Source organism: Curtobacterium sp. L6-1, assembly GCF_018885305.1.
GTDB classification, from domain to species: Bacteria; Actinomycetota; Actinomycetes; order Actinomycetales; family Microbacteriaceae; genus Curtobacterium; species Curtobacterium aetherium.
The window spans coordinates 3,098,656-3,120,712 of sequence record NZ_CP076544.1 but is presented as its reverse complement, the minus strand read 5'-3'; the positions used below and the strand labels follow the sequence as shown (position 1 = coordinate 3,120,712).

20 protein-coding genes are annotated in these 22,057 nt (G+C 69.9%); 1 reads left to right on the top strand and 19 read right to left on the bottom strand.

Features of this window, described 5'->3' with window-relative positions:
* Nucleotides 1-102 precede the first annotated feature (102 nt).
* The 19 genes from tuf to KM842_RS14350 all read right to left on the bottom strand — a co-directional run bounded on the left by tuf (nt 103) and on the right by KM842_RS14350 (nt 21,552).
* A complete protein-coding gene (gene tuf / locus KM842_RS14440; protein ID WP_216259451.1) occupies nt 103-1,290 on the bottom strand; it encodes an elongation factor Tu in 1,188 nt (395 codons plus the stop codon).
* A gap of 149 nt (nt 1,291-1,439) precedes the next feature.
* Nucleotides 1,440-3,554: an elongation factor G gene (gene fusA / locus KM842_RS14435; RefSeq protein ID WP_216259449.1), complete on the bottom strand. Its 2,115-nt coding sequence runs from the start codon at nt 3,552-3,554 to the stop codon at nt 1,440-1,442.
* Between the two features lie 87 nt (nt 3,555-3,641).
* A complete protein-coding gene (rpsG, locus tag KM842_RS14430) occupies nt 3,642-4,112 on the bottom strand; it encodes a 30S ribosomal protein S7 (RefSeq protein WP_110824254.1) in 471 nt (156 codons plus the stop codon).
* Between the two features lie 5 nt (nt 4,113-4,117).
* Nucleotides 4,118-4,486, bottom strand: a complete 369-nt coding sequence (gene rpsL / locus KM842_RS14425; RefSeq protein ID WP_058728453.1) for a 30S ribosomal protein S12 — start codon at nt 4,484-4,486, stop codon at nt 4,118-4,120.
* Between the two features lie 261 nt (nt 4,487-4,747).
* On the bottom strand, nt 4,748-6,085 hold the full coding sequence (locus KM842_RS14420; RefSeq protein WP_216259447.1) for a hypothetical protein: 1,338 nt from the start codon (nt 6,083-6,085) through the stop codon (nt 4,748-4,750).
* Between the two features lie 259 nt (nt 6,086-6,344).
* The gene (locus KM842_RS14415) at nt 6,345-6,800 is read right to left on the bottom strand and encodes a DUF6121 family protein (protein ID WP_216259445.1); all 456 of its coding nucleotides are present in this window, start codon (nt 6,798-6,800) and stop codon (nt 6,345-6,347) included.
* A 42-nt stretch (nt 6,801-6,842) separates the two neighbouring features.
* Nucleotides 6,843-7,415 (bottom strand): CBU_0592 family membrane protein, encoded by a 573-nt coding sequence (locus tag KM842_RS14410; protein ID WP_216259443.1) that lies wholly within the window; start codon nt 7,413-7,415, stop codon nt 6,843-6,845.
* 206 nt (nt 7,416-7,621) lie between these two features.
* On the bottom strand, nt 7,622-8,374 hold the full coding sequence (locus tag KM842_RS14405) for a hypothetical protein (protein ID WP_216259441.1): 753 nt from the start codon (nt 8,372-8,374) through the stop codon (nt 7,622-7,624).
* Nucleotides 8,371-9,135: a hypothetical protein gene (locus KM842_RS14400; protein ID WP_216259439.1), complete on the bottom strand. Its 765-nt coding sequence runs from the start codon at nt 9,133-9,135 to the stop codon at nt 8,371-8,373. Before KM842_RS14400 ends, KM842_RS14405 begins: the two co-directional genes overlap by 4 nt.
* Entirely contained in the window at nt 9,132-10,184 is a 1,053-nt protein-coding gene (gene pilM, locus KM842_RS14395) for a type IV pilus assembly protein PilM (protein ID WP_216259437.1), read from the bottom strand. Before pilM ends, KM842_RS14400 begins: the two co-directional genes overlap by 4 nt.
* A 15-nt stretch (nt 10,185-10,199) precedes the next feature.
* A complete protein-coding gene (locus tag KM842_RS14390; RefSeq protein WP_216259435.1) occupies nt 10,200-11,027 on the bottom strand; it encodes a prepilin peptidase in 828 nt (275 codons plus the stop codon).
* Nucleotides 11,024-12,853: a hypothetical protein gene (locus KM842_RS14385; protein WP_216259433.1), complete on the bottom strand. Its 1,830-nt coding sequence runs from the start codon at nt 12,851-12,853 to the stop codon at nt 11,024-11,026. The genes KM842_RS14390 and KM842_RS14385 overlap by 4 nt, the downstream gene beginning before the upstream one ends.
* Nucleotide 12,854: 1 nt before the next feature.
* Entirely contained in the window at nt 12,855-13,547 is a 693-nt protein-coding gene (locus KM842_RS14380; protein WP_216259431.1) for a hypothetical protein, read from the bottom strand.
* Between the two features lie 5 nt (nt 13,548-13,552).
* Nucleotides 13,553-14,938, bottom strand: a complete 1,386-nt coding sequence (locus KM842_RS14375; RefSeq protein WP_216259428.1) for a type IV pilus modification PilV family protein — start codon at nt 14,936-14,938, stop codon at nt 13,553-13,555.
* An 82-nt stretch (nt 14,939-15,020) separates the two neighbouring features.
* The gene (locus tag KM842_RS16090) at nt 15,021-15,446 is read right to left on the bottom strand and encodes a type IV pilin protein (RefSeq protein WP_367397696.1); all 426 of its coding nucleotides are present in this window, start codon (nt 15,444-15,446) and stop codon (nt 15,021-15,023) included.
* 185 nt (nt 15,447-15,631) lie between these two features.
* The gene (locus KM842_RS14365; protein ID WP_216259426.1) at nt 15,632-16,855 is read right to left on the bottom strand and encodes a type II secretion system F family protein; all 1,224 of its coding nucleotides are present in this window, start codon (nt 16,853-16,855) and stop codon (nt 15,632-15,634) included.
* Nucleotides 16,855-18,645, bottom strand: a complete 1,791-nt coding sequence (locus KM842_RS15990) for a type IV pilus twitching motility protein PilT (protein ID WP_216259424.1) — start codon at nt 18,643-18,645, stop codon at nt 16,855-16,857. Before KM842_RS15990 ends, KM842_RS14365 begins: the two co-directional genes overlap by 1 nt.
* A 17-nt stretch (nt 18,646-18,662) precedes the next feature.
* Nucleotides 18,663-20,333, bottom strand: coding sequence for a GspE/PulE family protein (locus KM842_RS14355; RefSeq protein ID WP_216259422.1), 1,671 nt, complete (start codon nt 20,331-20,333; stop codon nt 18,663-18,665).
* Nucleotides 20,334-20,526: 193 nt separating this feature from the next.
* On the bottom strand, nt 20,527-21,552 hold the full coding sequence (locus KM842_RS14350) for a GNAT family N-acetyltransferase (RefSeq protein WP_216259420.1): 1,026 nt from the start codon (nt 21,550-21,552) through the stop codon (nt 20,527-20,529).
* Between the two features lie 55 nt (nt 21,553-21,607).
* Between KM842_RS14350 and KM842_RS14345 the strand changes: the two genes are divergently transcribed.
* On the top strand, nt 21,608-22,006 hold the full coding sequence (locus tag KM842_RS14345) for a VOC family protein (RefSeq protein WP_216259418.1): 399 nt from the start codon (nt 21,608-21,610) through the stop codon (nt 22,004-22,006).
* Nucleotides 22,007-22,057 lie beyond the last annotated feature (51 nt).

The following is a 22,057-nucleotide window of genomic DNA, read 5'->3' as shown; positions in this document are numbered from 1 at the left end:
CGCTGCCGGGGGCAGCAGGAACGTACCCCGGCGTCACGCGCCGGACACACGGAAGCGGGGCCGTACCCGAAGGCCCGACCCCGCTCTCGCAAGTGACCGGAGTTACTTGATGATCTTCTCGACCGTGCCGGCGCCGACCGTACGACCACCCTCACGGATGGCGAAGCGGAGGCCCTCCTCCATGGCGATCGGCTGGATCAGCTCGACGGTCATGGCGACGGTGTCACCGGGCATGACCATCTCGGTGCCCTCGGGCAGCGTGATGACGCCGGTGACGTCCGTGGTGCGGAAGTAGAACTGCGGACGGTAGTTCGCGTAGAACGGGTTGTGACGACCGCCCTCTTCCTTGTTCAGGATGTACGCGTTCGCGGTGAACTCGGTGTGCGGCGTGACCGAACCCGGCTTCACGACGACCTGGCCGCGCTCGACGTCCTCGCGCTTGAGGCCACGGATCAGCAGACCGGTGTTGTCACCGGCGACTGCCTTGTCCAGCAGCTTGCGGAACATCTCGATGCCCGTGACCGTGGTCTTCTGGGTCGCCTTGATGCCGACGATCTCGACCTCGGAGTTGAGGTCCAGCTCGCCACGCTCGACGCGGCCGGTGACGACCGTGCCACGACCGGTGATCGTGAAGACGTCCTCGATCGGCATGAGGAACGGCTGGTCGGTGGCGCGCACCGGGTCCGGCACGTTCTCGTCGACGGCGGCCATCAGGTCCTGGACGGACTTGACCCACTTGTCGTCGCCCTCGAGCGCCTTGAGCGCCGAGACCTGCACGACGGGGGCGTCCTCGTCGAACTCCTGCGAGCCGAGGAGCTCGCGGACCTCGAGCTCGACGAGCTCCAGGATCTCCTCGTCGTCCACCATGTCGGCCTTGTTCAGCGCGACGACGATGTACGGGACGCCGACCTGGCGGGCGAGCAGCACGTGCTCACGCGTCTGGGGCATCGGGCCGTCGGTGGCGGCGACCACGAGGATCGCGCCGTCCATCTGGGCCGCACCGGTGATCATGTTCTTCACGTAGTCGGCGTGACCAGGAGCGTCGACGTGCGCGTAGTGGCGCTTGTCGGTCTGGTACTCGACGTGCGAGATGTTGATCGTGATGCCGCGCTGGCGCTCCTCGGGAGCGTTGTCGATCTGCGCGAAGTCGCGGGCCTCGTTGAGGTCCGGGTACTGGTCGTGCAGAACCTTGGTGATCGCCGCCGTGAGCGTGGTCTTGCCGTGGTCGACGTGACCGATGGTTCCGATGTTGACGTGCGGCTTGGTCCGCTCGAACTTGGCCTTGGCCACTGTGGGTCCTCCTCAGGACTCGGATGCGTCGCCCCCGGCAGGACCATGGTCGGCCCTGCGCTGTTGGCGCGCGGTGTGTGTGTCTCTACTTTACTTGGTGACGAGGGGCCCGTCGCCGGGCACCCTCGCCTGGGGATGACGCGGGAGCGTCAGGCCCCGGTGCTCTTCTGGATGATCTCGTCCGCCACGTTGCGCGGGACCTCGTTGTAGGTCTCGAACACCATGGAGAAGACAGCACGACCAGAGGTCTTGGAACGCAGGTCGCCCACGTAGCCGAACATCTCGGAGAGCGGGACGCTCGCACGGACCACCTTGACGCCCGACGCGTCGGTCATCTCGGAGATCTGACCACGACGGGAGTTCAGGTCGCCGATGACGTCGCCCATGTACTCCTCGGGCGTACGGACCTCGACGGCCATGATCGGCTCGAGCAGCACGGGACCGGCCTTGCGGGCCGCTTCCTTGTACGCGATCGAGCCGGCGATCTTGAACGCCATCTCGGACGAGTCGACGTCGTGCGCCGCGCCGTCCTTGAGGATGGCCTTGACACCGACGGTCGGGAAGCCGGCGAGCACGCCCACCTGCATCGCGTCCTGGATGCCCGCGTCGACCGAGGGGATGTACTCGCGAGGAACGCGACCACCGGTGACGGCGTTCACGAACTCGTAGACCTTCTCGGCCGTGACGGGCATCGGCTCGAGCGCGATCTGCACCTTCGCGAACTGACCGGAGCCACCGGTCTGCTTCTTGTGGGTGTAGTCGTAGCGCTCGACGACCTTGGTGAGGGTCTCGCGGTAGGCCACCTGCGGCTTGCCGACGTTGGCCTCGACCTTGAACTCGCGCTTCATGCGGTCGACGAGGATGTCGAGGTGGAGCTCGCCCATGCCCTTGATCGTCGTCTGACCGGTCTCGGCGTTGAGCTCGACGCGGAACGTCGGGTCCTCTTCGGCGAGCTTCTGGATCGCGGTGGAGAGCTTCTCCTGGTCGGCCTTGGTGTTCGGCTCGATCGCGACCTCGATGACCGGCTCCGGGAACGTCATCGACTCGAGGACGACCTGGTTGGACGGGTCGCACAGGGTGTCACCCGTGGTCGTGTCCTTGAGGCCGATGACCGCGTAGATGTGGCCCGCGGTGACCGAGTCGACCGGGTTCTCCTTGTTGGAGTGCATCTGGAAAATCTTGCCGATGCGCTCCTTCTTGCCCTTGGTCGAGTTGATGACCTGGGCACCGGAGTCGATCTGACCGGAGTACACGCGGACGTAGGTGAGGCGACCGAAGAACGGGTGCACCGCGACCTTGAACGCGAGGGCCGAGAAGGGCTCGGAGGACTCCGGCTTGCGGATGATCTCGACCTCTTCGTCCTTGACGTCGTGGCCGATCATCGGCGGGACGTCGAGGGGCGACGGGAGGTAGTCGATGACCGCGTCGAGCATCGGCTGGACGCCGCGGTTCTTGAACGCGGAGCCGCAGAGGATCGGGTAGACCTCGGAGTTGATCGTCAGCTTGCGGATCGCAGCCTTGATCTCGTCCTTGGTGAGCTCCTCGCCACCGAAGTACTTCTCGAGCAGCGCGTCGTCGGTCTCCGCGACACGCTCGACGAGCTTGGCGCGGTACTCGTCCGCACGGTCCTTGAGGTCCGCGGGGATCTCCTGGACCTCGTACTGGGCGCCCATGGTGACGTCACCCTTGGCATCGCCCGGCCAGACCTTGGCGTGCATCTCGATGAGGTCGATGATGCCGACGAAGTCGTTCTCGGCACCGATCGGGAGCTGGAGCACGAGCGGCTCCGCACCGAGGCGGTTGATGATCGTGTCGACGGTGAAGTAGAAGTCGGCGCCGAGCTTGTCCATCTTGTTGACGAAGCAGATGCGCGGGACGTTGTACTTGTCCGCCTGACGCCAGACGGTCTCGGACTGGGGCTCCACGCCCTCCTTGCCGTCGAAGACCGCGACCGCGCCGTCGAGGACGCGGAGCGAACGCTCCACCTCGACCGTGAAGTCGACGTGACCCGGGGTGTCGATGATGTTGATCTGGTTGTTGTCCCAGAAGCAGGTCGTCGCGGCCGACGTGATCGTGATGCCGCGCTCCTGCTCCTGCGCCATCCAGTCCATCGTGGCAGCGCCGTCGTGGACCTCACCGATCTTGTGCGTGATGCCCGTGTAGAACAGGATGCGCTCGGTCGTCGTGGTCTTGCCGGCATCGATGTGCGCCATGATGCCGATGTTGCGGACCTTGTTCAGGTCGGTGAGCACGTCCTGTGCCACAGGTTCCTCCGGAAGAGTTGTAGGAGAGGGTGGCGTCCGTCCGGGTGCCGCGCCTGTTGGGCACGGCACCCGGACGGTGCCGGATGACTACCAGCGGTAGTGCGCGAAGGCCTTGTTCGACTCGGCCATCTTGTGGGTGTCCTCGCGGCGCTTGACCGCGGCACCGAGACCGTTCGACGCGTCGAGGATCTCGTTCATGAGACGCTCGGTCATCGTCTTCTCGCGACGGGCCTTGGCGTACGAGGTGAGCCAGCGCAGCGCGAGGGTGTTCGCGCGGTGCGGCTTGACCTCGACCGGCACCTGGTAGGTCGAGCCACCGACGCGGCGGCTGCGGACCTCGAGGGTCGGGCGGACGTTGTCGAGCGCCTTCTTCAGCGTCGTGACGGCGTCCTGGCCGTTCTTGGACGAGACCCCTTCGAGTGCGTCGTAGACGATGCGCTCGGCGAGGCCCTTCTTGCCGTCCAGGAGGATCTTGTTGACGAGCTGGCTGACGACGGGGGCGCCGTAGACCGGATCGGCGACGACGGGGCGCTTCGGGGCGGGACCCTTACGAGGCATCTAACTCAACCCTTCTTCGCACCGTAGCGGCTACGAGCCTGCTTACGGTTCTTGACGGCCTGGGTGTCCAGGGCACCGCGGATGATCTTGTAGCGCACACCCGGGAGGTCCTTCACACGACCGCCGCGGACGAGCACCATCGAGTGCTCCTGGAGGTTGTGGCCCTCACCGGGGATGTAGGCCGTGACCTCGGTGCCGTTCGAGAGCTTGACACGAGCGACCTTGCGCAGTGCCGAGTTCGGCTTCTTCGGGGTGGTGGTGTAGACGCGGGTGCACACGCCACGCTGCTGGGGGTTCGCCTTGAGGGCCGGCGCCTTGGTCTTGACGACCTTCGGCGTGCGCCCCTTGCGAACGAGCTGCTGGATGGTAGGCAACTGTTCTCCTGGTTCTTCGCTCGTGCTCTCTGGCCGACGCGGTCCGTCGGCTTCCTCATCCCACACGGACCGACGCCTGACGGCGAGGAGGAGGGGGATGGACGATCAGGAGGCCGGAGGCCTGCAGGATCTGGGCGCGCCCGAAGGCGCACACCCAGAAGAGCCTAGCCGTCAGCACCGCCGAAATCAATCCGCGGTACCCTCCCCACTCGCCCGTCCGCCGAGGGCGAGACCCGCTCGGCCGCGACGTGCCGCCGGTGCTCAGGAGCCCGAGTCGCCCTGCCCGTTGCCGACCGCCGGGACGAAGGTGGCGCCGTCGTCCGAGAACGCGGTGATCCACCCCGAGGCGTTGATGTCGATCGGTCCCGCGGTCGCCCGCCCCCGGCCGGCCGGACCGGTGAAGTCCGCCGTGAAGGTCGCGGACCCGGCCGACTCCGTCCGGACGAGCCACCCCTGCACCGACCAGGCACCGACGTCGACCGAGGGGCGCGAGCCGAGCGTCCACCGCTGGTTCGTGTAGGTGTTCGCCGGGTTCTCGCCGTACGTGTAGAAGCTGCAGCCGTCCGGCGCGGTCGACGTCGACGCGACGCAGCCGTCCACCCACGCGTCGACGGCCTTCGACGCGGCCTGCTTCCCGGCGTCGGTCAGTTCCGTCGCGAGCGTGACGGGCTCGGACGGGGCGCCGAACCCCCGGACCGCGGCAGTCGCGTCCTCCGCGGTGAACCACTTCCCGCCGTCGACCCGGACCCCGTAGGACCCCGGGAGGGCACGGAGCGACACGGCCCCGAGCCTGCTGGTCGTCACGTCCGCCCCGGCGACGGTGACGGCGCTCCGGGCCGGCCCCTGCACCACGACGCTCACCGTCCCGAGCGACGGGGGCTGGAGCTCCCACACCGGGAAGACGCCCCAGTCGGTCCCGGTCCGCTCGAGTTCGAACGTGGCCGGCACGCTCCGGCCGGCCTGGGTCAGGAGCGCGCGCACCGTGGCCCGGTCGTCGCGCTGCTCCACCGAGGTGATGCGGTGCGCGGTGATCTTGTCGCCGGCCTCGGCGTAGGCGGCGTCGGTGAGCAGCACGTCGTCACGGTCGCGGTCGATCCCGGCGGCCTCGAGCGCGTCCGACAGGTGCCCGTCCTCGACGTCCTGCAGGAAGGCCTGCACCGGCCGGTCGGCGGAGTGGTCGGCCGACCCGACCGAGTAGGCGACACCGCCCGCGACCACGAGGAGGACGAGCGCCGCGGCACCGGCGACGATCGCGGCCACGACGCCCTTCCGCATCCGGCGTCGGGGCGTGGGCGCACCGGGCGTCCCGGGGAGGTACGGCTGCTGGCCGGGCGCGGTCGGACCGACCGACCCCGCGGCGACCCCGGCGGTCATCGACGTCGGCAGCGCGCCGTCACCGTGGAGCGAGTCGGACGCCGGGACCGCGTCCCACCCGGGCACTGCGGCGGGTGCATGGCCGGCCCCCTCGGCAGGGGCACCGGCAGCGCCCTCGGCGGGGGCGTGCTGCCCGCTCCGCGTCGGGTGCGCGTCGGCGCCGCCCAGGCCGTCGCGCTCCCCCGACGGCTCGTGTTCCGGCTGGTGGTCAGGTCGCTCGGTCATCGGTCCCCCGTGGTGCGTTCGGACAGCGCGTCCCCGGAATGGTACCGGGCGGGGCGGAGGCGGGGCGGGCCTCCAGACCGTCGCGTCGTTCCGTGCGGGACCGGGGGACGCTGCGGAGGACCGCCCGCCGTACCGCACCGCTGGGGCGGCGCTGGCGGCGCTGGCGGCGCTGGCGGCGCTGGCGGCGCTGGCGGCGCTGGCCACGCTGGCCACGCACGGATCGGAGGCCCGTCCACCTGTGGACGGATCCCCGGGCTGGTCAGTCCTGTGGACGGATGGGCGAGGACTGCTGACCCTGTGGACGAGGCGCCTGCCATCGGGCCGCTGAGACGCCGCCGACCACCGTCACCAGCGCGACCACCACGGCACCCACCACGAACGGACTGAGGGCGTAGCCGGCCGGGAACACGAGCAGCTCAGCCGCGTCACCGTGGACGAGCGCGTAGCCGACCCCGCCGACGCCGAGCATCACCAGGTACGTCATCGCTGCGGCGACCAGGCCGGTGATGCCGGGGTTGCCCTCGCGTGCGCCCATGGCGGTGGCGAGGAACACGACGACCGCGGAACCGACGACCATCGCCGGGCCGAGGTAGGGCGTCGCGTCGGGCTGCCGGATGGCCTCGACGTCGGCGAGCAGCGCCTCGAAGCCCGTCACGGCGATGACGAGCGCGATGAAGAGGACGGACGCCATCGTCGCCACCAACCACCGGGACATGCGCCGATCGTAGCGCCCACCCACCGACGGACCGGTGCCGACCTACGGGGCGTCGGCGCGTTCCGGCTGAACGGGGGTCGGGTCGGCGGCCTGCTGCTGCGCCGCGTGCTGCTGACGGGCCGCCTGGACCAGGGCGAGGGCGATGGCCGCGGTGATGACCGGGACGGACTCGGTCATCGGGGCCGGGGCGTCGGCGACCCCGGCGGGCACGGCCGGCGAGGCGGGCACGGCCGGGAGGCCCGGCGACGGTTCCGGCGCGGCCGTCGCGTCCGCCTCGTGGTCGCGGAGCGCGGGCCCGACGACCGGCAGGACCGCGGTCGTCGTCGGGGGCTCGACGAGGAGCACGGGTGCCTGCTCCGAGGCCGGGGCACGACGTCGGCGCAACACCATCCGGACGAGCACGACGGCTGCCACGACGGCCCAGATGCCGTTGACGATCGTCGACGGCACCGCGTGGTGGGCCGCGACGTTGACCGCCACCGCCAGACCGCCGACCAGGTTGATGACCTGGTAGAGCGGCCCGTTCGGGATCTTCCCGAGGGAGAACAAGATGTAACCACCGAGGACGGCTACGGCTCCGAACCAGCCGAGGAACTCCACGATTCCGACCAACACGCGCGACTCCGGGCACGACGAGGGACGCCCGTTTCGAAAGGGCGTCCGCGAGGGAGATGAGCTGCCGCGAGCGCGGGCTCGAGCAGCATCGTAGACGGACGGGAGGCCCCGGCGGAAGCGGGATCGGCGTGGCGGACCGGCCCCGTTCCGGGGGTCGTGCCAGCCCGTTCCCGGGGGCGTGCGGCGGCGCCCTGGACGGGCCCGGGTCAGCCGGCCGCCGACGCCGTGGGGGTCGCCGTGGGCGCCCCCGTGGCGGATGCGCCCGCCTCGTCGGACAGCACGTAGACGGACCCGCTGAACGACCAGGTCGGCGCGTCCGCGGCGGCTGCGTCGGCGGCGCCCGGCGACTCCAACGACGACGAGATCGAGTTGATCAGGAAGAGACGGTCGCTCGTCTGCGCACCCTTGACGAAGGCCAGCGCCTGCGCGAAGTCACCGGTGACGGAGACGGTCACCGGGATCACGGAGAAGTTCGCCGCGGTGATGCTGCTGTCGGTCATTGGCGCGACCGGGACGGGTACGGACGCGGTGCCGGCGGGGGCCGGCGTCGCCGACGGAGCCGGGGTGGCCGTGGAGTCGCCCCCGTCGGTCGGCGTCGCGGCGACGACCGGCGGCGTGTAGGCCTGGGCGTCGCCGACCGTGATCGAGGACACCTTCACCCCGGCCGCGTCCGCCGTCGCGTTCAGCGCGCTGATGAACGCCGACGTGTTGCTCGAGTCCGGCACCGAGGCGCGCAGGGTCTCGAGCGTCGCTCGCTGCTGGTTCAGCGTCTTCGCCTGCTCGCGGAGGCGCTCGAGCTCGGTCCGCGTCACCGTGTTGGTCGACTCGATGCTCTCGGCGTCGGTGCGGGCGGCCGCAGCGCTGTCGAGCTGCGGGCGCACGCCGAGGAAGAAGCCCCCGGCGAGCACGACGACCGCGGCGAGCGCCGCCAGGAGGAGCATCATGCGGTTGCGGCTCACGACTTGCCCTTCAGCGCGTACTTGCCGTCGAAGACGGTCTCGTCGAGGTGGATCGTCATGTCGACCGTGTAGACGCCGGTCGAGGTGTCGAGGGTGACCGAGTTCGCGTTCGCGTCGACGTACCCGGGGAGCTTCCGGACCGCGTCGAGCCACGAGGGCACGGACGGGAGCGTCGGGCTGGCGGCGTCCACCGTGAGCGTCGCGACCCGCTGGCCCTGGAGGGGGCCGGTCGCCTGCGTGTACGCCTCGAGCGGGGTCGCCGAGTCGATCTGGACGCCGGTGATCGCGACGCCCGCGGGCAGCGAGTCCTGGACGCCCTGGAGCGTGGACTGCCAGTCGATCTCCGTGGACCCGCCGACGGCCTGGGCCGCACGGAGCAGGTCGGACTGGGTCTCGACGGTCCGCACGTCGCGGTACTGCTGCTGTTGCAGCAGGAGCGTGTCGGTCTCCCGGCGGACGTCCGCCAGGTGTGCCTGTTCCTGCATCGCGCTCGCCGACGCCAGCAGCACGACGCCCGCGGTCGCGACGACGAGCACGACCACGCCGAGCCAGACGCGACGGACGACGCCCCGCTGACGGCGGTCGACGAGGACCTCGGTCGGGAGCAGGTCGACGCGCGGTGCGCCGCCCACGACGATCGTCTGCGCGGCACCCCGCCCCTGTCGCTTGGTGCGCTGGGCGACATCGGCTGCGATGCGGACCTCGTGCGACGGACCGCCGCGACGGCGCGCCGTCTTCGGTGACTCCAGGATCTTGGTCATGCGGCGGTGCTCCCGATCGCGAGTCCCCAGGCGACGGCGGCGGACGTCCCCCGTGCGGTCACGTCCTCACGGCGCAGCGCACGCGCCGTCGCCGCGTCGGCGAAGGGGTCGCCGAGCACCACCGGGATGCGGGTCTGCGTCTGCAGCGCCTCGGCGAAGCCGGGCAGCTGAGCGCCGCCTCCGGCGAGCACGATGCTGCCGACGGTGACGTCCGGCCGGGTGCTCGCGAAGTAGCTGACGGTGTTCCGGAGGCTCGTCAACAGTTCCCCGCTCCTCTCACGGATGGAGGCGGCGGCCCGGAGGTCGTCGGGCGTCTGGACGTTGGCGCCCATGCCGATCCAGCGCTTGACCGCCTCGGCCTGGTCGACCGGGATCTCGAGCGACGTCGAGAGCGCGGTTGTGAGGTCGCCGCCGCCGGTCGGGATGATGCGGACGAACTGCGGGACACCGTCCGAGGCGATGATGACGGTCGTCGTGTTCCCGCCGATCTCGACGAGCGCGTGCGTCCCCGCGGACCGTGCCGCCGGCAGGTACACCCGGGTGAGGGCGAACGGGATGAGGTCGACCCCCACCGGCTTGAGCCCGGCGAGCTGCACCGCGCGGACGTTCGCGAGGACCGCGTCCTTGATCGCGGCGACGAGCAGGCCGTGGACGACCGGCCCGTCCGGACCGGTGCTCTCGGAGACCGGGTAGAAGTCGAGGATCGCGTCGCCGACCGGCACGGGCAGCATGTCCTGCACCTGGAAGGGCAGCGACTCGCGGATCTGGGCGAGGGAGGCCTTCGGCACGGTCAGGTCGCGGGAGAGCACGCGCTGGTTGCCCACGCCGAGCATGACGTTCTTCGATCGGAACCGGCCGACCTGCCACAGCTCACGCAGGGTGGCGGCGATGGTGTTCGGCTCGAGGACCTCGCCGCGCTTCGTCGCGCCGAGGGGCAGCGGCACCTCGGCGACGCGCTGGATCACGGGTTCCGGTCGGTGCGGGTGCAGGACCTCGACCCCTCGGATCGATTCGCCGCCGATGTCGACGCCGACGATGCTCTTCGCCATGTGCACGGTCCTTCCTCAGGCCAGTCCGATGATCCGCAGGTACCCGTCGAGGAGCGGCTGCCCCGCGAACACGCCGAGCCACGCTCCTCCGAGCATCCAAGGGCCGAACGGGACGCCGGAACCGCGTCGAGCGCGTCCGGACACCATGAGGCCGATGGCGAACGTACCGCCCAGGACGAAGGCGCCGAAAGCTCCCACTGTGAGGGGTCCCCATCCGAGGTACGCGAGCACCATGCCGAGGACGCCGGCGAGCTTCACGTCGCCCAGACCCATGCCGCCCGGGACCGCGAGCGCGAGCAGCAGGTAGGCGCCGCCGAGCACGACGAGACCGGTACCGGCCCGTCCGAGCGCCGCCCAGTCGCCGCTCAGCGCGCTGCTGGTCACGAGCAGCACGGCGAGGACCGGGTACGCGGGGAGGACGATGGCGTTCGGGAGACGGTGCACCTCGGCGTCGATGAGCGCGAGCGCGATCGAGATCGCCATGAGGTACAGGAGCGCGACGAGGGCGACGACGGTGGTGGCGGCGGCGCGGCCGTCCGGCACCGGGCCGAGCCCGGGCACGGTCACACCCGCGACGACGGCGAACAGTGCGGCGGTGGCCAGTTCGACGAGCGGGTACCGCGCCGAGATGGGAGCGGCACAGTCCCGGCACCGCCCGCGCAGGACCAGCCAGGACACCACGGGGACGTTGTCCCGCGGGCGGATGCCGTGGCCGCAGCCCGGGCAGGCGCTCGCGGGGGCGACCACGGAGAGCCCGTTCGGCACACGGTGCACGACGACGTTGAGGAAGGACCCGACGGCGAGTCCGAGGACCGCGGCGAGGAGGACGACGGCGAGGGTCACCGCGGAGCGCCCTTCGCGTCGTAGGCGGCCTTGACCTCGATCTGGGACGTCACCTTGTACGTCGTGATCACGGGCTGCGGGAAGAAGGGCGGCGTGTAGCTGCCGAGGCTCGTGTCGTACCCGTAGCCCTTGAGGTACCCGTTGCTCCCCTTGCCGACCGCACCGCGGTAGCGCTGGGCGATGGAGCCGTTGAGCGTGAGGGTGCCCCGCTCGCCGCCGTACGCGTAGTTCTGCACGGTGAAGGTGCCCTGGTTCGAGAGGATCGCGCCGGAAACCGTGCGGTTGTCGGCCAGGAACGGCGTGACCGTGGCGGAGCCGAAGAGGGACGTGACGCGGTCGAACATCGGGTTCCAGACCAGCACGGCTTCCTGCCCGACGATGCCGAGCACCGTGGACGCAGCCCGGGTCGCGGTGTACTGCAGGTCACCGGTGACGTAGACGTAGTTCTCGGCGACGAGCGTGATCGAGGCGTCGACCTTGCCCGAGACGAACAGGTCGCCGTTGCTGCAGCCGTACGCCTTGCTGAAGGGGACGGAGTCGCCCTGGGCGTTCCGCGGGTTGGCCTCCGTGTAGGTCCCGCTGTACCCGGCGGCACGGCCGGTGTAGGGGAACCCGAGGCCGTTGTCCGTGACGGAGGAGCTCCGCATGCAGGCCGACGGCGCGGTCCTCGCGGTGTACTTCGACCAGTAGTAGTTCGGGTTCGTCGAGCTGCCGCTGCCCGCCGTCGCCGGCTCGTCCTGCACGTAGATCAGGTTGTTCGCCAGCAGGCTCGTGCTGACGGTCGCACCGGCACCCTGCAGGTCGGAGATCGCTCCGCACTTCGCGGGCGCCGAGCCGTACGGGCTCGTCTTCTGGAGGTTCGTGGCGAGCGTCAGGGGCGAGCGCACCTTCATCGTCCCGTTCCCGGTGAACGTGATCTGGGTCGGGCCGGTGTACAGGCACCCGGTGCCAGGGGTCGTCCCGCTCACGGTCGGGTCGTCCGAGTACATCCGGTCGCGTCCGGCGCTGATCGTCGACGGCGGGGTGTACGACCCGACGACCTCGGGCTGGTACCCGTCGTAGTACTGGTACGACGGCGTCCGCTTGGGGGAGCAGCCGGAGTCGGTCGTCCCGACGGCCGACTGGACGGTCTTCATGAACGTCCCGCCACAGACGAGCATGACGTCGTTCGACCGGATCGGCCCGTTCAGGACGTCACCGTCCTGGAACTGGATGCGTCCGCACACCGGCTTGCCACCGATCGGCGGCGCCGAGAAGTTCGCGTTCTGGTACACGTTGTTGCAGTTCTCGCCGGTGATGTCCGGGTCGCCGGACTCGTAGTCGGTCCAGTACAGGTAGTTCGAGAACCCGTCCGGCTTGACGTTGGCGACGAGCGTGCGGGTGGTCGCGCCGGCCCGGCCGGTGACCTGGACGCGGACGATGCCCTGCTGCCCGTAGATGCTGTTGTCCACCGCGTACCGGTAGGACGTCGACCCGCTCGCCCCGTTCGAGTCCGGGACCGTGACCCAGCTCGTGAAGGCGGGGTTGCCCCCGGTCTTGTTCGCGAAGGTGTCACCGGAGCTGAACGGCTGCGTGGAGTCGCCGTACTTCGTCGCGTAGGTGTTGTCGGCGTTCACGCGGGACTGGTAGTCGGCGAGCCCGGCGTAGGCCGCTGCCATGGCGTTGGCGTAGTCCCGGTCCGAGGTCGTCTTCACGGCGCCGGACGTCGAGATGCCGACCATGGTCGCCGCGAGGATCATCACGACCATGCCGATGCCGAGCACGGCGGCGAGCGCGACACCGCGGTCGTCGTCGTGGCGGCGGAGGAGGGCGAGGAGACGGCGCATGTCAGATCCGGAGGTTGGGCATGCCCACGGTGCTCGTGAGCGTGACGTTGTCGTCGGCGGCGGGGCGGGAGGCGTCCGGGTCCCCGACGGTCAGCGTCACGGTGACGGTCCGGACGGCCTGCAGCTGGGCGGCGGTGAGTCCCGCTGCCCCGGGGACCAGCGGCGCACCGCCGGCGTCGGCGTAGGTGAAGAGTGCGCCGGGAACGACCGAGGACGCGAGTGTCAGGCGGGACGTCGGGACGTTCGGCAGCGTGGGCGTCGTCGCGCGCGGGAAGTCGAAGTAGGTGCGCGCCGCATCGGTCGCGGTCCCGTTCCACTTCGTCTCGACGATCGTCCGCCTCGTCGGGTCGAGGGTGAACTGCACCTCGACGGGCTGCACCTCGGCGGTCGAGTTGAGGTTGACGTAGGCGAAGAACCGGACCGAGGTCGCCGAGGCGTACTGGAACGCGAACTGGGTGTCGACGCCGCTCGCGACCGGGTTGTTCGACGCCACGCGGAGCATGCGCTGCACCTCGAGCATCGCCGTCGACGCGACGCGGGTGTTGCCGTCGACGCCGGTCGTCGTGCTGGACGCCCGCGAGACCGACACGAAGAAGGCCCCGGCCATCGCGAGCACCAGGATGCTCACGCTCATCGCGACGATGAGCTCGGCCAGTGAGATGCCCCGGTCGTCCCGACGGAGCCGGGCGAGCACGCGCATCACGGTGTCCGCCGTGGGTCGAGCAGGACCTTGCCGGCGGTCACGGTGATCCCCGTGCCGGAGGTGACCGAGGGCGTCGTGCTCGAGAACGTGATGTTCACGAGGCCGTTGAGGACCGACACGACCGTCCCCGACTGCAGGGACCACGTGCCGTAGGGCAGCGCGATGGTCACGTTCCCGTTGGTCGGCAGGTTCGTGAAGGTGTAGGTCGTCGTGGTGGCGCACCCCGGATCACCGGACCCCGCGGTCGGTGCCACCGACGTCGCACGGAGGGAGTTGTCCGCCTTGCCGTTGAGCTTCACCGTGACCGTCTGGACCGGCGCCTTGACGGCGTTCGTCCCGGAGGCCGGCTGCGGCTGGTTGCGCGGGGCGACGGCGGTGCCGTTCGCGGTGGTCCAGTTCTCCGGGTCCACGCTGAGGCACTTCGCCGGCTCGCCGGCCACCGCCTTGTAGCCGTCCGTGTAGGGGAACACCTGCGTCGTGGCTCCGGTCGGGAATGGCCCGTAGTCGGCGGACTTCCGTCGGAGCGAGACCGTGGTGCTCGTCGGCGTCGTGAAGGGGCGTGCGCTGGCGTTCGGGTCGGCCCACTGCGGCACGACGTCGAGGGCGGTGTCGAAGTTGAAGTTCGCGGCCGAGGTCTGGTTGGCCTGCACGGTCACGGTCGTCGACGGCGTCGTGGTCTGGGCGCCGAGGGATCCGGAGGACGTGCCGTCGTCGATGTTGTCGGCCTTCGTGAGCTTGACGTCGTAACGGCCCGGCTTGACGTTCAGTGCGTAGGAGCACCCGGTCGCATCGGTCCTCGGGATGGTCGAGGTGATGGCGGCCGCGGTGCCGGGGTTGCTCGCCGCCGGACCGATGGCCACCGACGCCCCGGCGTTCCCGGAGCCGTCGACGAGGCTGGCGGACACGATGATCGTGCCGAGGTTCGCCGCCGTGACGGACGAGGTCGGCGCCACCATGCTGTTCATCGACACGGACTGGCCGCCGCCGGCCGACCAGGACACCGTCAGCGCGACGCGCTTGTAGGCGAGGGGGCCGCCGTTGCCACCGGTTGCGCCGCAGGCGTTCGGGGAGCCGGACCGCGGGACCCACCGCGCGGTCTGCTTCACGGTGTAGCGGAGGCCGCCGACCGTCTGCGTGCTCGTGTCGTCGACGACCGAGAACAGGTTCGTGCTCGTCCGCGCGCGGTCGATGGCGTCCTGGGCGAGGTTGATCGCGACCTCGCGGGAGCGGGAGGTCTGGGCGAGGTAGAGGGAGCTGGCGATGCCCATGGCGACACCGGCGGCGATCATGGCGAAGACCGTCATGGCGACCAGGACCTCGACGATCGAGAGGCCCTCGTCCTGCTCGCGCGCACGGCGGAGCAGGGTCGTGATGCGCAGCATGGCCACCTCCCTCTGGATCGTGTCCTACAGATGGAACAAGCGGGCCCTGACGTCGTCAGGGCCCGCTTCCCTAGCCGATCGATCAGGCCGGGCAACCGCCGTCCTTCGCGCCACCGTCCTGGTCGATGTGGAACACCTTCTTGGAGTTGCTGGTCGCGACGATGCAGAACTTCTCAGCAGTGGGTGTGCCGGTCAAAGCGGGTGCGGCGCCGACGTCCTTCGTGTATTCGCTCGCGTTGTACCCGGCGAGGCCAGTCAGCGTCGTCGGGAAGATGTTCTTCGACGTGTACTCGGCGATGAGCGCGGTCTTCGCGTTGGTCAGGTCCGACTTCGCCGCCGAGTCCTTCGCGTTGTTCTGCACCCCGATGTACACCGGGATGGCGATCGCGGCGAGGATGCCGATGATGATGACGACGACGAGGAGTTCGATGAGCGTGAAGCCCTTCTCCTTGTCCTCGAGGAGACCCTTGCGGCGAGCGTCGAGCTTGCCCATGAGAGCGAAGTACATTGTGGTTTCCGTTTCGTGGGAATGCATTTGGGGGATGTGCCGGGGACTGCTCCGCCGCAGTGACAAAACTAATCGGCGCCCGAAGACCGCATAATCCCGAGAACGGGGGCAGATCGGAATGAAATGCCCCCACTACCGGGGTCAGGACCGCAGTGTTCTGCCCCCGAGGAGGGGCCGCGCCGCCGCTACTTGACGAGCGTCGTGATCTGGAAGATCGGCAGGTAGAGGGCGACGATCATGCCACCGACGACGACGCCGAGGAACGCGATGAGCAGCGGTTCGATGAGCGAGGTCAGCGCTTCTGTGGTCGTTTCGACCTCGTTGTCGTAGAACTCGGCGATCTTCTCGAGCATGATCTCGAGCGAACCGGCGTCTTCACCCACGGCGATCATCTGCGAGACCATTGCCGGGAACACGGTTTCCTTCTCCAACGGAGCAGCGATCGATTCGCCTTTCCGGACCGATTCTGCAATGCGCCCGAGCGCTTTGTCGACGACGTAGTTGTTGGAGACCTGCCCGGCGATCTGCAGCGCCTGCAGGATCGGGACACCGGCCCCGATCATGTTCGAGAGATTCCGCGAGAAGCGGGCGATGACGATCTTCTGGTTGAGCTGCCCGAACACCGGGAGCTTCAACTTGATCGGGTCGACGACGGCGCGGACCCGATCGGTGTTCTTGTTCGCGCGCCACCACAGCCACGACACGATGCCGACGACGAGCAGCGCCGGGCCGACGTAGACCATCGCGTGCGACGCGTAGACGAGCAGCATCGTCGGCAACGGCAGCTGGCCGCCCAGCGACGAGAACATCTTCTGGAAGATCGGCACGATGAAGACGAGCATGATCACCACGGCGGCGAGCGACATGAACAGCACGACGACCGGGTAGGTCATCGCCGACTTGATCGTCGACCGGAGCTTGTGCTCCTTCTCGAAGTTCGTCGCGATCGAGTCCATCGCCTGGTCGAGGAACCCGCCGGTCTCCCCCGCCCGGATCATGTTGATCATGATCGGCGGGAAGTCGACCGGGTACTTCGCGACCGCGTCGGAGAACGAGACACCCTGCTCGACCTCGTCGCGCACCTTGCCCAGGATCTCCTTGAGCTTCTTGCTCTCGGTCTGGTCGGCCAGGATCGTCAGCGCCCGGAGCAGCGAGAGCCCGGACGAGAGCATGGTGGAGGCCTGCCGCGACATGATCGCGAGGTCCTTCAGGCTGACGCCCTTCTCGAAGCCCGGGATCTTGATCTCGGTCTGCAGCCCGGTGCCGGCCTTCGCCTCGGTGATGGCGATCGGCGAGACACCCATGCCGCGCAGACGCTGGACGACGGCCCCCTCGGAGGAGGCGTCGAGGCGCCCCTTGACGAGCTTGCCGGCACCGTCGCGCCCGCGGTAGTCGAATGCGAGGGACATCAGTAGCCTCCGGAGAACTTGTCGCCGAAGTCGATCCCGCTCGCGGCGATGGCGTCGGCCGAGGCGTCGGACGGCGACTCGACGCGCTGGACGAGGCGGTCGAAGCCCTCGAGGTCGTGGACCTTCTCGAGCGCGGCCTTGCGGGTGATGGTGCCGACGTTGACCAGCTCGGCGAGGTCCTGGTCCATCGTGTGCATGCCCGCGTCACGCCCGGCCTGCATGGCCGAGGTGATCTGGTACGTCTTGCCCTCGCGGATGAGGTTGCCGATCGCGGGCGTGGTCTTCATGATCTCGGTCGAGACGATGCGGCCGGCCCCGTTGGCCTTCGGCACGAGCGTCTGACAGACGACCCCCTCGAGCGTGGCCGCCAGCTGCGTGCGGATCTGTCCCTGCTGGTGCGGCGGGAACACGTCGATCACGCGGTCGATGGTGCCGGGGGCGCTCTGCGTGTGCAGGGTCGCGAAGACGAGGTGCCCGGTCTCGGCGGCGGTCAGCGCGACGGAGATCGTCTCGAGGTCGCGGAGCTCGCCGATGAGGATGACGTCGGGGTCCTGCCGCAGCACGTGCTTGAGCGCCCGGGCGAACGAGTGCGTGTCCGCCCCGACCTCGCGCTGGTTGATGATCGCCTTCTTGTGCTCGTGCATGAACTCGATCGGGTCCTCGACCGTCACGATGTGGTCGGCCCGGGTCTCGTTGACGAGGTCGATGAGGGCGGCGAGCGTGGTCGACTTGCCGGAGCCCGTGGGGCCGGTGACGAGCACGAGACCGCGGGAGAGCTTCGCGAACTCCCCGACGTGGCGGGGGATGCCCAGCTGCTTGAGCGTCTTGATCTTCGTCGGGATGATGCGGAAGGCCGCGCCCCAGTTGCCGCGCTGCTGGTAGTAGTTCACGCGGAAGCGGTACTCCGGCGACAGCGAGTACGCGAAGTCGAGTTCCTGCTCCTGGTCGAACTGCGCCGCCTGGTCGACGGACAGCAGCGTCTTGAGGGCCGCGATCACCTTGTTGCGTGCCCACGGGCCTCCCGGCACGGCGGGTCGGAGTGAGCCGTCGACCCGCACCGTCGGCGGGGCGTCGGCGGTGACGTGCAGGTCGGAGGCGCCCTGGTACACGACCTGGGCGAGGGCGGTCACGAGATCGGCGTCGGCGTCCTCACGCGCGTGGCGCGTGAACGCGATCTCCGGGCTGCCGGGCGGGACCACCGGCTGGGCCGGCGGGTGCGTGGCGATGGTCTGGAGGCTCGTGGTCACGGCTGCGGGCACCACCGGCAGGTGCTCGGTCGCCGGGGCCACGTCGTAGCCGTAGCTCGCCGTCGACGGCGGCACCGCGGCCGGCGGTGTCGCGGGGACGGTGTGCGGCTGGGCCACGGGGACGGCCACCGGGGCGTCGGCCGGAGCGGCCCAGTTCGCGAGGTCGTCGTTGAGGTCATAGACGGGCACGGCCGGGGCGGGGATCGAGGTCGTCGACGGTGCGGCGGCGGACGACCCGACCGCCCATCCGTCGAGCCCGTGCGCGTCGACGGTGTAGGCACCGGTCGCGGACGGGTCGGCGACGTACGGATCGGCGGCGTACGGGCCGGCGGCGTACGGGTCAGCGGCGTACGGGTCAGCGGCGTACGGGTCAGTCGGGACCTGGCCGGCCGGGGTCGACGACGCCGACTGCTGCGCGGCCTGGGCGAGGCGCGCGGCACGGCGGCCTCCCACCTCGAGGCCCGGGGTGCCGGGCGTCCCGGGGTGCCAGCCGGCGACGGGCTCGTCACCCGCCGGGCTGAGGTCGTACACGGAGTCGGTCATCTGCTCGTCCCCCACGCCTACGCGACCACGCGCAGGATCTCGTCGACGCTCGTCAGCCCGAGCTTGACCTTCTCCCACCCGTCCATGCGGAGGGTGAGCATGCCCTGCTCCTGGGCGACGCGGCCGATCTCGGCGCTCGAGGCGCGGGCGACGGCGAGCCGCTCGATCTCCTCGGTCACGGTCATGACCTCGTGCAGCGCGATGCGGCCGCGGTAGCCGGTGTTCGAGCAGACCGAGCAGCCGAGCGGAGCCGAGAACGCCGGCACCGGGGCGTCGGGGCTGGCGAGGAACCCGAGGGCGTGCAGCTGCTCGGCCTCGTAGACCGCCGGCACCTTGCAGCGGTCGCAGAGCTTGCGCGCGAGACGCTGGGCGACGACGCAGTCGAGCGCCGACCCGACCAGGAACGGCTCGATGTCCATCTCGGTGAGCCGGGTGATGGCCGAGGGGGCGTCGTTCGTGTGCAGGGTGGAGAGCACGAGGTGCCCGGTGAGCGAGGCCTCGATGGCGATCTGGGCGGTCTCGTGGTCGCGGATCTCTCCGAGGAGCACCACGTCGGGGTCGGACCGGAGGATGCTCCGCAGGGCTGACGCGAACGTGAGTCCGGCCTTCGGGTTCACCTGCACCTGGTTGACGCCGGCCATCCGGTACTCGACCGGGTCCTCGACGGTGATGACGTTGATCTCGGGCTTCGCGACGGCGTTCAGCGTGGTGTACAGCGTCGTCGACTTGCCCGAACCGGTCGGACCGGTGACCAGGATCATGCCGTAGGGCTTCGAGTAGGACTTCTGGTACGCCGCCGCGTTGCGGTCGAGCAGGTTGAGGTCCTTGAGGGTCAGCGACGTGTTCGTGTTGTCGAGGATCCGCATGACGACCTTCTCGCCCCACACGGTCGGCAGCGTGGCGACGCGGAGGTCGATCTGACGGCCACCGTGGCGGACCGACATGCGACCGTCCTGCGGCTTCCGACGCTCGGCGATGTCGATGTCGCTCATGATCTTCAGACGGCTGATGACGCCGTTCTGGATGTTCTTCGGCGCCGGGCTCATCTCGTGGAGCACACCGTCGATGCGGTAGCGGACGCGGACCTCGTGCTCACCGGGCTCGATGTGGATGTCGGAGGCGTGGTCCTGGATGGCCTGCGAGACGAGCAGGTTCACGAAGCGCACGATCGGCACGTCGTCGAGGGCCCCGTCCCCGATGTCGGCCTGCTGCTCGGTGGTGCGCGCGGCTTCCTCCTCGAGCGACGACGTCAGGTCGTTCAGCTCGTCGTCGGCGCGCAGGTACCGCTCGAAGGCGGCGACCAGGTCCCGCTCGTCGACCTGCAGCGGCTTGATCGGCCGACCGGAGGCCGCACGGGCGTCGTCGATCGCGAGCACGTTGGCCGGGTTCACCATCGCCAGCACGAGGGTCTCCCCCTCGAACCCGATGCCGAGCACCGAGTGCCGACGGCACAGCGGAGCGGGCAGGACCGACACGGCCGTGCCGTCGACCGGGTAGTCGGTCAGCGGCACGGTCTTCGAGTTGTGCGACGCGGCGCGCGCGGTGATGTACTGCGCCTCGCTCACGACGCCCTGCTCGACGAGGGACCGGATCGCTTGCTCGTCGACGTCCTCGTGGCCGGTCATCGCGTCGAGGTACTCGATCGGGAGGGCACCGTTGAGGATGAGGATCTCGGACAGGGTTGCCATGCGCCCTGTACCTCCTTGCTTCCGCGCGCGACGAAGCGACGTGGTTCGGGTGTGCGTCGCCAGGGGTACGACGCTCGACCACGGTACGTCCGGGTGGACGCCCACGAGCAGTCCCAGAAGGAGGGGAGAGCGGGCTTTCGTCTGGACCCAGAACAGGGGTACCCGCGGGTATCGAGTCCGGCGGGAGGCGTCCCTAGAGCGCGGTGGACGCGGTGACGCTGACCGTGCCGGCGACGAACCCGAGGCGCTCGTAGAGTCCGACCGCGCAGCTCGGGTTCTCCGAGTCGACGTCGAGCACCGCCGCCGACAGTCCGGCGTCCCGCACGGCGTCGAGGGTCGCCGCGAGCACGAGGGGCGCCAGGCCGCGACCACGAGCACGCCGGACGACGCCCACCCAGTGCAGGTACGCGAAGGACCGGCCACGCGCGGAGAACGCGCCGGGGTCCGACTCCACCACGGTGAAGGCGAGGACGTCCCCCTGCTCGTCGACCACCACACGGGACAGGTCGAGCCGGCTCTTCTCGGCCGTGAGGTACCCGTGCCAGTCCGCCGCGAGCATCGGCTGGGATCCCCAGTGGTCACGGAAGGCGTCGTTCTTGGCCTGGCGCATGCCCTCAACGTCGTCCGCCGTCGCCGCGCGCAGGACCAGACCGTCGGGCAACGCCGGCAGCGGCTGCCGCTCCGAGGCGTCGTCGAACACGACCTGCATGTCGACCCAGTACCGCACAGGGCGCAGACCGGCGCGGGCACCGAGTGCGAGCGCAGACGACCCCTGCGGCGCCGTGAGGTCGATCGCGCCCGGCAGGTCTTCGTCCACCGCGGCCAGGTGCTGCCGGGCACGTGCGGTCTGCCACGCGAGCAGACGTCGGCCGATCCCGCGTCCGCGGTGGCCGGGCCGGACGGAGCCCGCGACGAGCACACGGGCGGCGGTGTCCCGGGACGGGACGGCGATGACGACGGCGTAGGCGTGGACACGTTCGTCAGCATCGACGCCCACCGCGGTGTCCCGGGCTGGATCGAGGCCCTCTGTGGACAGACGGTGCGCGAAGTCCTCTGTGGAGGGATGGGCGTGCGGCTCGTCGACCGCGGCCGACTCCACGGCGATGTCGTGCACCGCGGGGAGGTCCGCCATCGTCGCCGGCCGGAAGGTCAGGTCGCCGACCGGGGTGGGGAGCTCGAGGTGGGCCGGGGCCGTGACCCGTTCGCGCAGCGTCGCCATGGACCCAGCATGCCCTACCCCTCGACGCACCAGCAGAGGCGGACCATGATGAGTCATGGACATCACGAGTGTGACCGTGGGGTTGCCCGTCACCGACCTCGAGGCGTCGTGCCTCTGGTACGGCGCGGTGTTCGAGCGGGTCGAGCCGGACCTCGAACCCGACGAGGGCGTCGCGGAGTACGAGGTCGGCGGCATCTGGATCCAGCTCCTCGAGGACCCGCACGCCGACGAGAACCCGGTGACGATCCGGTTCGGCGTGGACGACGTCGCCGCGCAGCACTCCCGGATCGCCGCCCTCGGGATCGACGTCGGTCCGATCGAACGTGTCGACGGTGCCGTGGACTGGTTCGACGTCCGTGACCCGGACGGCAACGTCCTCAGCCTCTACTCGCTCGCCGACGAGAGCGGCCGCGGTTCCGGCGGTCGCGACAGCGACGCCGGTCGCTCGTTCTAGCCACCGGACGGGAGGCGCGTGGCGGCCCCGCCACGCGCCTCCCGTCCGACT